This window comes from uncultured Shimia sp., from assembly GCF_947493595.1.
Taxonomy (GTDB): Bacteria; Pseudomonadota; Alphaproteobacteria; order Rhodobacterales; family Rhodobacteraceae; genus Shimia.
Genome location: NZ_CANLRL010000002.1, coordinates 1 through 15,149, shown reverse-complemented (window position 1 = coordinate 15,149; position 15,149 = coordinate 1). Strand labels below are relative to the sequence as shown.

Below are 15,149 nucleotides of genomic sequence, written 5' to 3'. Positions count from 1 at the left end.
GGTGTCGCGCGTTTGGATGTCTGTTTTGAAAGGTCCCTCAATGTCATCTTCCGCAACCACCGGTGGGGTCGACCGCGCCCATGATCGCTCCTTCGTACCCAAGCTGATCTTTGCCGCCCTGCACGGCAGTATTGTCGGCCTCTGCCTTTGGTTGGCTTTTGCGCTGGAGTGGGCAGACACAGCCCGCGCCAAACTATTGGCCGCTTGCGTGGTGCTCTATTTCCTGAGGCACATGATCACGCTGTTTGTCCTGCTCAAACGCAAGGTGGACCTCTTGGAAGCCCTCGGACTGTCCGCTTTTATGGCCTTGTTTGAAATTGGTTTCCTGCTGCTGGGGGCAGGTATATTCAGGGACACAGCGGTGCCCTTTGGCGGCATGGACATGTTGGCGATGGGACTGATTGCCCTTGGCTCCTACCTCAACACCAGCTCCGAACTGCAACGCTTGATCTGGAAGAAACGCCCCGAGAGCAAAGGCCGCTGCTACACCGGTGGATTGTTCAAACATTCCATGCACATCAACTACTTCGGCGACATGGTGCTGTTCACCGGTTGGGCTTTGCTCACAACCTCCTGGCTTGCCTTTGTAATCCCGCTGTTCATGACCGTTGGCTTCGTCTTCTTTCACATTCCGGGTTTGGACGCCTATCTGTCCCAACGCTACGGCGCGGAGTTTGATGCTTATGCTACGAAAACCGCAAAACTGATCCCCTTTGTCTACTAAGCCTCTCGCAAACCGCCCGCCATGCACTATCTTGGCGGGAACACGATAGGTGAGGACCCGCCATGGACGCACAAACCATCAAAACCCGCGAGATGCGCGCGCTTTCCATCGCCATGGCCGGCAGCCTGTTTATGGGCGGGGCAGGGGTGCTGGCCGCGATTATGTCCAACTCCACCGCCATCATGATGGATGGTCTGTTCTCACTGATCGCCTTCACCTCGGCCTTCATTGGCCGCAAGATCAGCCAGAATGTGGACGCCGCCCCGGACCGTTTCCGTCCGCTGGGCTATGCGGCAGATGAGGCGGTGTTTGTCACCTTCCGCTCGCTGTCATTGATTGGCCTGATCCTCTTTGCCTGCGGATCGGCGGTGATGAACATCCTCAACTACATTCAAGGTCAGGCGATCCCAACGCTGAACTATGAGCCTATGCTGATCTACTTTTTAGTGATCAGCGCCACCTGTTTTGGCCTCTGGGCCCTGCACCGTCACACCTATAAGAAAACCGGCGAGGTCAGCGAAATTCTCAAGCTGGAAAGCAAAGCCGCCGCCATCGACGGCTTCATGACGGTTGCCACAGCCTTGGGCCTCGGCATGATCTATGTCTTTGGGGATGGCGTTCTGGCCCCCATTGCGCCGATTGGCGACAGCATTGTGGTCTTCTTCCTCTGTCTGGTCGCTGTGCGTCAGGTTCTGCGCGATTTGGGGGGCGGCATGGGCGAATTGCTTGGCGTCACGGCGCAGCCGGAGATCATCGCCAAAGCGCGCCGCGCTTTGCGGGCTTCGGTGGCAGACCTGCCAGGTGACTTTGTTGATATGTCGGTGGTGAAGCTTGGCCGCACTTACACCGTCAGTGTCTATTACAACCCAAAACAGGCGATCACACCGGAGCAGGTCGATAACCTCAACCTCACCATGATTGCCGATGTGCGCAAGGTGCTGCCCGGTGCCGACGTGCTGTTGTGTATCTCGCAATACCCCCGCCGCTGGCCAGAAGGCATGGGCTAGCGCATGGCCCGCCCTTTGAGGATCGCGTCTGAGCCAAAGCGCTCGCGAATGGCATCGGTGGCGCGCTCCGCCTTGGCGCGTTGCTCTGCCTGAGGGTCAAGCAAATCGCCTGACAAATCTGCCTGTGTCGCCGACACCAGATCGGCCAGACCAACGCCAATCAACCGGTATGGCCCTTCATCCCCCACCTGATCAAACAGTCCTCGTGCGGTGCGATACAGCGTGTCCGCCATCTGCGTCGCATCACGCAGGCTCACCCGCCGGCTTATCGACGAGAAGTTCGCCCGCTTCAACTTCAACGTCACCACACGCCCGGCCAAATCTTTGGCCTTGGCGCGGTCGCTGACCTTTTCAGACAACCGCCACAAATGCCCGTCCAGAATGTCCGCGCTGGCGGTGTCTTCAAAAAACGTGGTCTCGTTGCTGATGCTTTTCATCGGCGCATGTGCGGACACTTTGCGCCGGTCCTGTCCCCGCGCCAGATGCCACAACCGATACCCAGTGTTGCCAAACCGCGCTATCAGGTCTTCTTGGTCCCAGCGCAACAGGTCGGTGAACGTGCGAATGCCCGCCCGCTCCAAATTCTCCTGTGCCACCGGCCCAATGCCCCAGATCATCCGCACGGGTTTATCGCGGAGAAAATCATCCGTTTCCGCCTTGCCAATCACCGAAAACCCGCGCGGCTTGTCCAGATCGCTGGCGACCTTGGCTAGGAACTTATTGTGGGACAGCCCCACTGAACCTGTCACGCCCAACTCATCTTTCATGCGCTTTGTAAGTCGTGCCAGCATCACCGCTGGCGGTGCGCCATGCAGCTTGGCGGTGCCGGTCATGTCCAAAAACGCTTCGTCCAGCGACAAAGGTTCAATCACAGGCGTCATCTCATCCATCATCTTGCGGATCGCGCGGCTGACCTCGACATAAACTTCCATACGCGGCTTGATCACCACCGCATCGGGGCAAAGCTTCAGCGCTTGAAACATCGGCATGGCAGAGCGCACCCCGCGAATACGCGCCACATAACAGGCCGTGGACACGACCCCGCGTTTGCCGCCGCCAATAATCACCGGCTTGTCGATCAACTCCGGGTTATCGCGTTTCTCGACACTTGCATAAAACGCATCACAATCCATATGCGCGATAGACAGCTCAAACAGCTCAGGATGAGAGGTCACACGCAGGCTGCCACAATGTGGACACCTTTTTGTGGTTTCCAATTCGTTAAGACAATCGCGGCATACTGCTGGCATTGGTTTACTTCTTGTGGAGATGGCAATGACTATAGCATTCCCAAATTTCCCTGACAGGGCTTATCGCGGCTCCAAGCTGATTGTGTTTGTCGGAGACAAGCTGGTGTCGGTGCTGCGTGATGACATCCCCACCATTCCTTGGCCGGATTACTGGGATTTTCCCGGTGGCGGGCGCGAAGGCGATGAGGCCGCGCTGACCTGTGCGTTGCGTGAGACCGAAGAAGAGATTGGCCTGACCCTGTCAGAACATGACGTGATCTGGGCCCGCCGCTATCAGCGGCAAGATCACTTTACGTGGTTCTTTGCGGCGCAACTGCCGGCGGAGATGGAACAGCACATTGTGCTAGGTGATGAGGGTCAGCGCATCAAACTGATGTCGCCGCGTGAGTATCTCACCCACGCGAAAGGCATCCCGCATTTCCAGACACGTCTCGCCGATTTTCTCGCCGATACACATCCGGAAAACCCAAACAACTTCATGCTGCCGATGGCGGCCTGCGCTTAAAGCGTCGCCAGTTCGCTCACAATCGCCTGTGCCGCTTGGCGCGGATCTTCCGCAGTCCAAACTGGGCGGCCCACTACAATGTGGTCTGCGCCGTCTTTGATTGCGCTCGCTGGAGTTGCCACCCGTTTCTGGTCCCCCAGCGCAGCGCCGGTTGGACGCACGCCTGGCGTCACAATCAAGCGGCCCTCGGCTTCGGGAAGCGCCCGGATCATGGCCGCCTCTTGAGGGGAGGCAATCACACCGTCCGCACCGGCTTCAAACGCTTTGCCCGCGCGCTCGGTCACCAGATCAGGGATGGCCCCGTCTTTGATCAGACAGTTGTCCAGATCGCCGCGATCCAGTGAGGTCAGCACGGTCACACCCAGAATTTTCAGATTGCTGCCCGCCGCGCCTTCTTTGGCCGCTGCCACCACGTGGGGGTCGCCATGCACGGTCAGGAAATCCAGATCAAACTGCGCCAGGCCACGCACCGCAGCCTCAACGGTGGCGCCAATATCAAACAGCTTCATATCCAGAAAAATACGCTTGCCCTGTTCCTGCTTCAGCTCATTGGCCAGAGCCAATCCGCCGCCGGTCAGCATACCCAGGCCAATTTTGTAGAAACTCACCGCATCACCAATCTGTCCCACAAGCTCTTGGCCGTGCAGGATGTTAGGGACGTCGAGGGCTACAATCAGACGGTCATCAGCGGTCATGGCGGTATCTCCGGGCTATCTAGGGGCAAAGCAAACGTCTGCCTTCTAGCGCCGTGCGCCCAGTGCCGCAAGGCTTAGCGGTTGCCGTAGATCCACTCCATGTCCGGCTTTTCGGTGCAATAGTAATGCACCCAGATGAAAACATGCTGAAACGCGGCCACGACCAAGGCGTTCCAACTGTTGCACAGCAGCGCAATACCCCAAAGCCCCAAAAAGATCGGTCCGTACATGGCGTTGGAGGTGTATTTGAAAATGCCATCTGTGACCAACGGCAGGGCGGCAATCTCTTCGCGGAAATGATCGCCCCCCACCGCGCGGCGAATGGTGAAATGGGTCAGCACCGAATGCATGCCGTAAATCGCCACGGACACAAAGATCAGCCCCAGACCAATATTGAGCCACTGTGGCGTTCCAATGGGCACATCGTCCGCCAACCCCGTGATCAGGATTGTGATCGGTCGTGCCGCCAAAAGCGGCAGAAAAATCCGTGTCCAAACGGCAAGATCGGCGTCTCCGTGCAGGCGCGTGACCAGATTGCGGTGTAATTCTACGCGAAAGATAAACGCCACAATCACTTGATGCAGGATTGCGAGGCCGATGCTGGTAACCGCCCAGGTCTGCGCCGTGAGGCCCAAAAACCTCTGTCCGTCAGGTGAGGGCATCACCACCGCCGTGGCGCCGAGCCACAAAAACACAATCAGCCCCAAATGTTGGGGCTGACCTTCAAGCATGTCACGCCATGTGGAGCGCATGCGGATTTCTTCTAATCTGGCCATACAGACAGTCTGTCCAAAGACCGCCTTGCTGTCCAGTTAACCCTCGCTGGGGTAGACACCCGGCGCAAAGGACAGCTCTTCGCGGCCTGCGCGGATTTCCGGCATCCGGCTCAGCTGACGCAGCGCTTCTTTGATCAACGCCAAACGCCCCGCGCCTTTAGGGCGCGCTTCTTCCGCAGGGACGGCGCAAAGCAGGCGCACGTCGCGGGAGGCATCGCTGAGGCTGACCACAGCGGACAACTCGCCCAAGGTTTGACGGTAAGTTGGGTTTGAAATCTGAATCTCGGTCACATGCATGGTGCGGCCCTTTCTTGTCTGCTCTTTGGAGCACTGTGATTCCGAAATAGGGCGAAATTTGTCTCAAATTAGGGGAATTTTCGCACCATTTTCGCACTGACCTGAGCAACCCTTCAAAAGCACTCGATTTTCCAGCCGTGACATCTTGATTCATTTCGCGCTGTTGCCCACATCATGCTTGAGGCCCACAATCGAGGCGTGCCGCAAAGCGGGCGCCACATCTGAACCGGGCGCTTACAAGAAGGAGAGATAGCCATGGACTTGAGCAAGTTCACGGAACGGTCCCGCGGTTTCATTCAGGCTGCGCAGACCATTGCGATGCGGGAAAATCACCAGCGCTTGGTGCCCGAACACATTCTAAAAGCTTTGATGGACGATGATCAGGGGCTGGCGGCCAATCTGATCACCCGTGCTGGTGGCGCGCCACAAATGGTGCGCGAAGCAGTGGATACAGCGGTCAGTAAGCTGCCGCAGGTATCTGGCGACACCGGCCAACCCTACATGGACAATAAAACTGCCAAAGTGCTGGCAGAGGCCGAAGCGCTTGCCAAAAAGGCGGGCGACAGCTTTGTGCCGGTGGAGCGTATCCTAATGGCGCTGGTGATGGTGAAATCCAAAGCCAAAGACGCGCTGGACGGCGGCAATGTGACCGCGCAGTCGCTGAACGCTGCGATCAATGACATCCGCAAAGGCCGCACTGCTGACAGTGCGTCGGCGGAGGATGGCTATGAGGCGTTGAAGAAATACGCCCAGGACCTGACCGAACGCGCCAGCGAAGGCAAGATTGACCCGATCATTGGCCGGGACGATGAAATCCGCCGCGCCATGCAGGTTCTGAGCCGTCGCACCAAAAACAACCCTGTTTTGATCGGGGAGCCGGGCGTTGGTAAAACCGCAATTGCCGAAGGCATGGCGCTGCGCATCGTGAACGGCGACGTGCCGGAAAGCCTGCGCAACAAGAAGCTTCTGGCGCTCGACATGGGCGCGCTGATCGCGGGCGCCAAATACCGAGGTGAGTTTGAGGAGCGTCTGAAGGCGGTCCTGACTGAAGTCACGGAGGCGGCCGGCGAAATCATCCTCTTTATTGACGAAATGCACACGCTTGTCGGTGCGGGTAAATCTGAAGGTGCGATGGATGCGGCCAACCTGATCAAGCCTGCGCTCGCCCGCGGCGAGCTGCACTGTATCGGTGCGACCACGCTGGATGAGTACCGCAAATACGTGGAAAAAGACGCGGCCCTGGCCCGTCGCTTCCAGCCTGTTGTGGTGGAAGAGCCCACTGTGGAGGACACCATTTCCATCCTGCGCGGCATCAAGGAAAAGTATGAGCTGCACCACGGTGTGCGCATCTCCGATGCGGCGCTGGTTGCGGCCTCCACTTTGAGTCACCGCTACATCACCGACCGTTTCCTGCCGGACAAAGCCATTGACCTCGTCGACGAGGCTGCCTCCCGCCTGCGCATGGAAGTGGACAGCAAACCCGAAGAACTCGACGCTCTTGATCGTCAGATCCTGCAATTGCAGATCGAGGAAGAGGCGCTGAAGCTTGAGGATGATGCGGCCTCAAAGGACCGTCTGGAAACCTTGCAAAAAGACCTTGCGGACCTGCAAGACCGCTCCGCTGAGATGACCGCCAAATGGCAAGCGGGTCGGGATAAGATGGCCGGTGCGCGTGACATCAAAGAAGCGCTCGATCAGGCCCGCGCAGACCTCGACATCGCCAAGCGCGAAGGCAACCTCGCCCGCGCGGGGGAGCTGGCCTATGGCGTGATCCCGGATCTGGAGAAGAAGCTCGAAGAGGCGGAAAGCGCCGAAGGCGAAGTGACGGTTGAAGAGGCTGTGCGCCCGGAGCAGATCGCACAAGTGGTTGAGCGTTGGACCGGTATCCCGACCTCCAAAATGCTCGAAGGCGAACGCGAAAAACTTCTGCGCATGGAGGATGACCTGCACCGCCGCGTGATTGGCCAGCACTCCGCCGTGACCGCGCTTTCCAACGCGGTGCGCCGTGCCCGTGCGGGCTTGAACGATGAAAACCGCCCACTGGGCAGCTTCCTCTTCTTGGGGCCAACCGGTGTAGGGAAAACTGAGCTGACCAAAGCTGTGGCCGAGTTCCTGTTTGATGACGACAACGCCATGGTGCGCATCGACATGTCCGAGTTCATGGAGAAACACGCGGTTGCCCGTCTGATCGGCGCGCCTCCCGGCTATGTCGGCTATGACGAAGGTGGTGTTCTGACCGAGGCCGTACGCCGTCGCCCCTATCAGGTGGTGCTGTTTGACGAGGTCGAAAAGGCCCATCCGGATGTCTTCAACGTGCTCTTGCAGGTGCTCGACGATGGTGTGCTGACCGATGGCCAGGGCCGCACGGTGGACTTTAAGCAAACGCTGATCATCCTGACGTCCAACCTCGGCGCGCAGGCGCTCAGCCAACTGCCAGACGGCGCGGACGCTTCTGACGCGCGTCGTGACGTGATGGACGCCGTACGCGCCCATTTCCGGCCGGAGTTCCTCAACCGTCTGGACGAGACCATCATCTTTGACCGTCTGGGGCGGCAGGACATGGACGGCATCGTCGACATCCAACTTGCGCGCCTCAAAAAGCGCCTTGCTGGTCGCAAGATTGGCCTTGAGCTGGACGCAGGTGCCAAGCAGTGGCTGGCGGACGAAGGCTACGACCCGGTCTTTGGTGCACGGCCTCTGAAGCGTGTGATGCAACGGGCCTTGCAAAACCCGCTGGCCGAAGCTTTGCTGGCTGGCGATATCAAAGACGGCGACACCGTGCCGGTCTCAGCTGGCGCTGAAGGCCTGCTGATCGGCGACCGTGTTGGCAGCAGCGAAAATCCAAAACCGGATGATGCCGTCGTGCATTAAGCCGTCTCATAGCACTAAGAGGGCGGAGAAAATCTCCGCCCTTTCAAGTTCCTGAATGAGTAAAAATTGGCCTTGGCTCAGTATATTAATACTTGAAGCGCAAGCCCACGCCGATGCCCTTGTCAAATGTGCGGTCTTTGCCCAGCCCAACCAACACATCCCCATAAAGGGCCACGCCGTCACTGAGATTTTTGCCCAGCTGCACCTCTGCCGAGGCTGGCCATGTCTCGTTTTCCCAATTGTAGGGAAGCTTTAGATCGGCCTTGATCCACCATGTGTCAGCAAAAGGTTGTAATGCAATCAGGCGCGCGGAGGTTTGGCTTATATCTGTGCTGCCATTGTAGGACGCAAAGTGCTGAACCAGCGGAATTAGTGTTAGGCCGGTGTTCAAATTGGCCAAAGCGACCCCTGCGAAAGGTGCCAATTGATCTGCGCCGGGGCCAATTCCGGTGCCCGCTTCACCGAGGTCATAGATCCACTCCAGTCCCACCGCCGTGCGCATCCCCCAAGTTTCATTGAGCTTTCTCTCGCTTGGAAAGTAAATCGCTTTGACGCCAACTTTTTCAAAGCTGGTTTCGCGGGATCCTGACGCGTTTGTTGAATTGTAGTGCAATTCATATTTCAGTTTTAGATCAGGGCGCAGCATGTAGGCGCCGTCAACGTAGGCATCCTGTTTGTCTGCTCCCTTGCCCAGGTCAAGAGATTTGAATCGCAGGTCTGTGTTGTTGACAGCTGCAAGTGGATTAGACGCGTTTTCTTGGGCAGTCAGACTTTGGCAGCAAAAGAGCATCAAAGCCAGCACACCTAGCCGGTTCGTCCGAAGTGTCGCATTCCGTGCTGTCATGGAGCCACCTGAAATCTGGAAGAGTTGGTTGGGACGCCTGTGTTTAATGTTTGCTAGCCTGCCACTCTGGGTCTTGCAAAGTAAAGGATGTATGTGAAGGAACAGCCATCGAGAACGGGTGACACCCCATTTGTTTACGAAGTCTCACAACGGCGATAGCCAAAAACTCGAGTGGGCGTTTTCAGGAAAACCTCGCTACAGGCGGCCTTTCGTTGCCATCGGAGAAAATCGCCGCCCTCTTTGTAGGTGGCACCATGGCTGGCGTGCGGTCTCATGGAACGCTTTGCTGGCGGTATTTACTCCCTCGAAGATGTGCCTGCGCCTAAGCCTGCACCGGATGTGTATCTGCATGCTGCCAAACTGGCCAATACCGCACCGGCGCGATGTGTCGTGGTCGAGGACAACCCGTCAGGAGCCAAAGCTGGAAAAGCCGCTGGCACGCGCACATTTGGCTATGTCGCTGATACCGATCCGATCCGCCTTGCGCCAATCTGTGACGCCTTGTTTGACGACATGGCCAAGCTCCCGAAATTGTTGCACCTCCCTCATGCAGCTGTTGCCCATTCGTGACTTGCCCTTCTCACTTGGACGCTCCACTTTAAGCCCAACGCGCCAGAAGGGAGCCAGTCATGGAAAGCACAATGGAAACAGCCTTTGATGTGGTGGAGTTCCTTGGTCTGACGTTTGTGCTGATCTTTGCGCTCTTGGTGGTGGTCGCCTGTGTTCTCTTTGTCATCGACCGCAGACAGACCGAAGATGCCATCCGGCGCAACTATCCGGTCATTGGCCGCTTCCGCCACATTTTCTCGGAACTGGGCGAGTTCTTTCGTCAGTACTTCTTCGCCATGGACCGTGAGGAGCTGCCGTTCAACCGCGCCCAACGCGAATGGGTTGGCCGGGCAGGGGCGGGCAAATCCAACACCATTGCTTTTGGTTCCACCCGCAATCTCAATGTGCCGGGCACACCAATTTTTGTGAATGACCCGTTCCCGCCGCTGGACGACGAATATGCCAAATCTGAGCCGCTGTTGATTGGCCCCACCACTCGCACACCCTATCTGGCACCCTCGTTTTTCAACATCTCCGGCATGAGCTACGGCGCCTTGTCCAAACCGGCAGTGCAGGCACTTAGCCATGGCGCGGCGCAGGCGGGTGTGTGGCTCAACACGGGTGAGGGTGGCGTCAGCCCGTTCCACTACGAGGGCGGCTGTGATCTGGTTTACCAAATTGGCACCGCCAAATTTGGCGTGCGCAATGCAGAGGGTGGGCTGGATGATGACAAACTACGTGAAATTGCCAGCCATGACAGTATCCGCATGTTCGAGGTGAAAATGGCCCAAGGGGCCAAGCCCGGCAAAGGCGGCATCCTTCCGGGTGAAAAAGTCACCGAAGAGATTGCCAATATCCGCGGGCTTCAGGTGGGTCAGGATGGCATCTCTCCCAACCGTCACCGCGAGATCGACAACTTTGACCACCTCTTGGACTTCCTCGCCCATATCCGCGGTGTCACCGGCAAACCCGTGGGCATCAAAACCGTGGTTGGCGCAGAAAGCACCATGCGTGAACTGTTTGAAACCATCTCGCGCCGTGGTGCTGACATGGCCCCGGATTTTATCACCATTGACGGCGGCGAAGGTGGCACCGGCGCGGCGCCCATGCCGCTCATGGACTTGGTGGGCATGCCTGTGCGTGAGGCGCTGCCTCTGGTCGCAGATCTGCGTGACGAGTTTGAACTGCACAACCGGATCCGTCTGATTGCCTCAGGTAAGCTGGTCAATCCCGGCGACATCGCTTGGGCACTTGCCGCTGGAGCAGACTTCGTGGTTTCCGCCCGTGGCTTCATGTTTGCGCTGGGCTGCATCCAGGCGCTCAAATGCAACAAAAACACCTGCCCCACCGGCATCACCACCCACGATCCGCGTTTCCAAAAAGGCCTGGTTGTGGACCGCAAAGCTCCCCGCGTGGCGCGTTATGCCCAGGCGCTGGTGAAAGAGGTCGAGGTCATCGCCCACTCCGTCGGCGTGTCCGAGCCCCGTAAACTTCGCCGCCGCCACGTGCGCCTCGTCCAACCCAATGGCCGCTCCGTGCCGATGAACGAAGTCTTCCCCCGCCCCGGCGCGATGTAACGTCTTTTCTTCATTTGGCCAAAAATATCCCGGGGGTGTGGGGGCTGGCCCCCACGCCTCCCCCCCCACGCGGGCCAAACGTTACAATCGCCGCACACCATCGTGAGCCCCTGTGTGTGGCGTCACGTATCACACCTGCGCTATCACGATCTCAACGCAATAGGAGAGACCCCACATGGCGCACCGCTGGACCAATGACCTCACAAATGACGACGTGACCCCGAAGTCCGCCTATCTGAACCGCCGCCAGGTCATGGCCGGCATGGCCGGTCTCGGCCTCGCAGCCCTTGCGCCCAAAGCACAGGCCGCCACCGATCTCACCCCGACCGATTTTGACGTCATCACGCAGTACAATAACTTCTATGAGTTCGGCACCGGAAAGGAAGACCCCGCCAAACACGCCCACCGCCTGACCACCAAGCCTTGGAGCATCAAGATCGACGGTCTGGTCGACCGCCCCGGCGACTACGCGCTTGGCGACATCCTCTCCAAAATGACCATTGAGGAGCGCATCTACCGCTTCCGCTGTGTCGAGGCCTGGTCGATGGTGGTGCCGTGGAACGGTTTTGAACTGAAAGACCTCTTGGACCTCGCGGGCGTGCAATCCTCCGCTAAATATGTAGCCTTTGAAACGCTTTACCGCCCAAAGGAGATGATCGGCCAAAACTCGCCTTTCCTGGATTGGCCCTATGTCGAAGGCCTGCGCCTGGACGAAGCCAACCACCCGCTCACCCTGATGGCAACAGGCATCTACGGCAAAGACGTGCCCAAACAAAACGGCGCGCCGATCCGTCTGGTGGTGCCATGGAAATACGGCTTCAAGTCGATCAAATCCATCGTGCGCATCACGCTGACGGACAAAGAGCCGCCCACCAGCTGGAACAAATCCATCCCCGGTGAATACGGTTTCTATTCCAACGTGAACCCGGAGGTGGACCACCCCCGCTGGTCACAGGCTTCTGAGCGCCCGATTGGCGGCGGCTTCTTTGCCAAACGCATCCCAACCTTGAAGTTCAATGGCTATGAGAAAGAGGTCGCCGGCCTTTACGACGGCATGGACCTGCGCAAAAACTACTAAGACCATGCGCGCAGCCATCCTCACCTCCACTCTGACTTGCCCAACCTGTGGACATGTTCAGGCATTTGAGATGCCCACCGATGCCTGTCAGTACTTTTTGGAGTGTCGGGGCTGCAGCGTGGTGTTGCGCCCCAAGGCCGGGGATTGTTGCGTCTTTTGTTCCTATGGCGATGTGCCCTGCCCGCCGATCCAACAGGGCGAAAACTGCTGCAAAGGCTGACGATGATCGACACCGTAAACACCCTCGTGCGCAAAACGCCCAACTGGCTGCTCTATCTGATCGGGGCAGCCTATCCGGTTTGGTTACTTTACGCGGGCTTTACCGGCGGCTTGGGTGTGGACCCTGTGAAAGCCATGGAGCACGCGCTGGGCAAAGTTGGCCTTCAGGTGCTGATCGCGGTCCTTCTGGTCACTCCCTTGCGTCGGTTCACCAAGCTCAACTTTCTGAGCTGGCGCCGGGCGCTGGGCGTGATTTCTTTCTTCTACATCCTGCTTCACTTCCTGGTCTGGATGGTTCTGGACGTGCAGATACTCTCGCAAGTCTGGGCAGACATCGTCAAACGCCCCTACATCATTGTCGGCATGATCTCCTTGGTAATCCTGCTGCCTTTAGCGATCACTTCAAACAACCTGTCGATCCGTAAGCTTGGCCCGCGCTGGCGTAAGTTACACAAGCTGACCTATCTCGCCGTCGCGCTGGGCGGTGTGCACTACATCATGCAGACCAAAGGTTTTGAATATGAGCCTTACATCTACCTTGGTGTGGTGATCGGCCTGATTGCGTTCCGCAAATTGCCCAAAAAACGCGCCGCGCAACCGGCCAAACGTCAGGTCGCCTAGAGGTCAGGTGGCCGAGAGGGCTGTGTCCTCAATCATTGCGACAGCCTAGCCCAACCCCAAGGTCACAATGGGCGCGCAATCGCTTGGTGTCTTCGCGGGTCCATCCCTCCGGTGCGGTGACCTCGGCCCAAGGCGAAATATAATCGCGGGCATAATAGGCGTGGCCATGGCCGGGAGGTGCGCCAAACGACAGCGCCATATCAAGCGCCAATTGAAACTGGGTTACAATGGGAATGAACACCAGGTGCCGCGAGACATCCTCCGCCGGAGGATCGTTCATCCACGGCGGCGCTCGCCAAAGAGAGCGCGGTTCATAAAACACAATCGGATCGCTGGAATACTGCAAAAAGGCAATCCGCATTTGCCCCCACGCGCGCGGCGCGTCAGAGGCATCATGAACATGGTTGGCATAACGCACCAGCGAGCCTCGCCCGACCTCTGGCAGAACCCAAGGGCTGTCCGCGTTGCGTGCCATCTGAATGCTATGCCAGAATCGCGAGGGGAAAGGTGGGCCGGCCCAAAACGCCCCATTGATCGGATCATCCAGCAGGCGGAACAGGTTGGTGGCATACATCGAAGACCACGCCCCAAGGCTGAGCCCATGGGCATACAGACGAGGGCGGCTGTCCTTTGGCAAACCCGACCAATAGTCGTGCACCACTTCCAAAAGCGCTGTGGCCTGATCCAACCCGGTACGGGTTTCCAGGATCAGCGCCAGAGGCGACTGCAAATAGGAATACTGCACACTCACCGTGGCGATGTTGCCGTTGTGCATATACTCCACCGGATCATGAGACCCCGGATCCATCCAGCCGGTGCCGGTTGGGCTGGTGACAATGAGAACGTCTCGCTCAAAGGCGTCGACGCGGATCAATTCCGCCAAGGCCAATTCCGCACGCTCCCGCGGGGTCTCGCCATTTGCCCGCCCCACGTAAACGCGCAGTGGCTCTTTTGCGGGTTTGCCGGTGAAGTTGGAGATCGCCTTGGCATCCGGCCCACTCAAAACAAAGTCTCGTCCCGGCTGTCCCATTGCGGCCCAATCGATCAGCGAGACTGTTGACCCAGATTGATAATCAAAGGGGGGCAGGGGCGGGGCCACGTCAAACAACTCCTGCGCGGTCTCGTAACTCTGATCCAGTGACGCCACGACCCGATCAAAAATCCCGTCGCGCGTCACCACAAACAGAATGGCTGCCACCGTGAGCACCCCCAGGACGTTGGCCCGGCGCGGTGGCATGATCCGATAAAAACGGGCCCGCACCCAATGGAACAGCATCGCCACAAAAGCCCCGACTGCATAAAGCGACAGAAAGGTGAGTGTGGTCAGCGTCGTCAGCTTTAGCAGGTGGCGCCCCTCCACAACGTCCATGCCCATTTTGCCGCGCAGTTCGTTTTGCCATTCCAGACTGTAGATCAGGATCCAGAGGGTCAGCGCGACCACGCAAAGGGAGAGCACCCCGTCAAAGGCTTTGCCAAGCCGTCCTGTTAGGCGCGGCAAATCGGCGGCTTGCCAGGTCAGGCTCACGGACTGCCCTAGCAAATACCCAATTGCAATGAGCAGCCCCCCAAGGATGCCCTGTTCGGTGGCGCCCCGTGGGATGAGTGAGGGTGTCATGGAGGCGGCAAAGAACGACAGCCCAAGCAGGAAGCTGCGAAGTGAGAAGTGGAAGATCAATCGGCGCAGCCAGGTCAAAGTGTGTTCCTTTGGGTCGGGGTTCGTGGGCAGACTAATGGCTCTGTGGTCAAACAAAAGCCTCTTAAGGGGGAGGAGAGGTCAAATTGACTGATCGCCTTACGCCAGCCTCCAGGTGCCTTCCCCCCACCGCCCGCAGCCTTCACCTTTCCGAAAGGTCCTTGTTTCTTCCGTATTTCCGCACCTCCGTAATACAGTTGCGATACCGACGTATTACCGACGTGGATTTGGGCGCTTGTTTGGGTGTTGCGGTGTGAGTCTTTGGTGAGTCTGGTCTGAGTCTGTGGATAAGTAGTGTTGTGGGTGATTTGTTTACTGTGATTGTGTGTTTGTCTTGTTTTTGGTTGCGGGGGTGTTCTGTTTAGGGTGTTGATATTGTTGAGTTTTGTAGAAAGTTGGCGTGTTTTTGCAGAAAGTTGAAAAAAGCGCTTGCGGCTGGGTTG

At 58.0% G+C, this 15,149-nt stretch carries 15 protein-coding genes; 9 read left to right on the top strand and 6 right to left on the bottom strand.

Annotated elements, in window-relative coordinates:
• The first annotated feature begins 40 nt into the window (after nucleotides 1–40).
• Nucleotides 41–724 (top strand): DUF1295 domain-containing protein, encoded by a 684-nt coding sequence (locus Q0955_RS05690; RefSeq protein WP_299421130.1) that lies wholly within the window; start codon nucleotides 41–43, stop codon nucleotides 722–724.
• Between the two features lie 62 nt (nucleotides 725–786).
• Nucleotides 787–1,731, top strand: coding sequence for a cation transporter (locus tag Q0955_RS05685; protein ID WP_299421127.1), 945 nt, complete (start codon nucleotides 787–789; stop codon nucleotides 1,729–1,731).
• Here Q0955_RS05685 and Q0955_RS05680 read toward each other — a convergent pair.
• On the bottom strand, nucleotides 1,728–2,981 hold the full coding sequence (locus Q0955_RS05680; RefSeq protein WP_299421125.1) for a DNA polymerase IV: 1,254 nt from the start codon (nucleotides 2,979–2,981) through the stop codon (nucleotides 1,728–1,730). The two genes, Q0955_RS05685 and Q0955_RS05680, sit on opposite strands and share 4 nt — an antisense overlap.
• 25 nt (nucleotides 2,982–3,006) lie before the next feature.
• Here Q0955_RS05680 and Q0955_RS05675 point away from each other — a divergent pair, with 25 nt between their 5' ends.
• Nucleotides 3,007–3,486 carry an NUDIX hydrolase gene (locus tag Q0955_RS05675; RefSeq protein WP_299421122.1) on the top strand — a complete coding sequence of 160 codons (480 nt, stop codon included), beginning with the start codon at nucleotides 3,007–3,009 and terminating at the stop codon, nucleotides 3,484–3,486.
• Here the strand turns inward: Q0955_RS05675 and pyrF are convergent.
• The 3 genes from pyrF to Q0955_RS05660 form a co-directional block, all read right to left on the bottom strand.
• Nucleotides 3,483–4,181: an orotidine-5'-phosphate decarboxylase gene (gene pyrF / locus Q0955_RS05670; protein ID WP_299421119.1), complete on the bottom strand. Its 699-nt coding sequence runs from the start codon at nucleotides 4,179–4,181 to the stop codon at nucleotides 3,483–3,485. The genes Q0955_RS05675 and pyrF overlap by 4 nt on opposite strands.
• 74 nt (nucleotides 4,182–4,255) lie before the next feature.
• Nucleotides 4,256–4,957, bottom strand: a complete 702-nt coding sequence (locus Q0955_RS05665; protein WP_299421116.1) for a methyltransferase — start codon at nucleotides 4,955–4,957, stop codon at nucleotides 4,256–4,258.
• A 36-nt stretch (nucleotides 4,958–4,993) separates the two neighbouring features.
• Nucleotides 4,994–5,254, bottom strand: a complete 261-nt coding sequence (locus Q0955_RS05660; RefSeq protein WP_299421114.1) for a hypothetical protein — start codon at nucleotides 5,252–5,254, stop codon at nucleotides 4,994–4,996.
• A gap of 255 nt (nucleotides 5,255–5,509) precedes the next feature.
• Here Q0955_RS05660 and clpB point away from each other — a divergent pair, with 255 nt between their 5' ends.
• Nucleotides 5,510–8,125, top strand: a complete 2,616-nt coding sequence (clpB, locus tag Q0955_RS05655; protein WP_299421111.1) for an ATP-dependent chaperone ClpB — start codon at nucleotides 5,510–5,512, stop codon at nucleotides 8,123–8,125.
• 85 nt (nucleotides 8,126–8,210) lie between these two features.
• Here the strand turns inward: clpB and Q0955_RS05650 are convergent, their stop codons facing one another.
• Entirely contained in the window at nucleotides 8,211–8,771 is a 561-nt protein-coding gene (locus Q0955_RS05650; protein WP_299421109.1) for a hypothetical protein, read from the bottom strand.
• A 444-nt stretch (nucleotides 8,772–9,215) separates the two neighbouring features.
• On the opposite strand from Q0955_RS05650, the gene Q0955_RS05645 reads away from it, so the two are divergent.
• The 5 genes from Q0955_RS05645 to msrQ all read left to right on the top strand — a co-directional run bounded on the left by Q0955_RS05645 (nucleotide 9,216) and on the right by msrQ (nucleotide 13,013).
• Nucleotides 9,216–9,539 (top strand): HAD-IA family hydrolase, encoded by a 324-nt coding sequence (locus tag Q0955_RS05645; protein ID WP_299421106.1) that lies wholly within the window; start codon nucleotides 9,216–9,218, stop codon nucleotides 9,537–9,539.
• Nucleotides 9,540–9,610: 71 nt separating this feature from the next.
• Entirely contained in the window at nucleotides 9,611–11,095 is a 1,485-nt protein-coding gene (locus Q0955_RS05640; protein ID WP_299423186.1) for an FMN-binding glutamate synthase family protein, read from the top strand.
• Nucleotides 11,096–11,270: 175 nt separating this feature from the next.
• Entirely contained in the window at nucleotides 11,271–12,173 is a 903-nt protein-coding gene (gene msrP, locus Q0955_RS05635) for a protein-methionine-sulfoxide reductase catalytic subunit MsrP (RefSeq protein ID WP_299421103.1), read from the top strand.
• A 4-nt stretch (nucleotides 12,174–12,177) separates the two neighbouring features.
• On the top strand, nucleotides 12,178–12,393 hold the full coding sequence (locus Q0955_RS05630; RefSeq protein WP_299421100.1) for a GDCCVxC domain-containing (seleno)protein: 216 nt from the start codon (nucleotides 12,178–12,180) through the stop codon (nucleotides 12,391–12,393).
• A 2-nt stretch (nucleotides 12,394–12,395) separates the two neighbouring features.
• Nucleotides 12,396–13,013, top strand: a complete 618-nt coding sequence (msrQ, locus tag Q0955_RS05625; protein WP_299421098.1) for a protein-methionine-sulfoxide reductase heme-binding subunit MsrQ — start codon at nucleotides 12,396–12,398, stop codon at nucleotides 13,011–13,013.
• A 28-nt stretch (nucleotides 13,014–13,041) separates the two neighbouring features.
• Here the strand turns inward: msrQ and Q0955_RS05620 are convergent, their stop codons facing one another.
• Entirely contained in the window at nucleotides 13,042–14,706 is a 1,665-nt protein-coding gene (locus Q0955_RS05620; protein WP_299421095.1) for an alpha/beta-hydrolase family protein, read from the bottom strand.
• Nucleotides 14,707–15,149 lie beyond the last annotated feature (443 nt).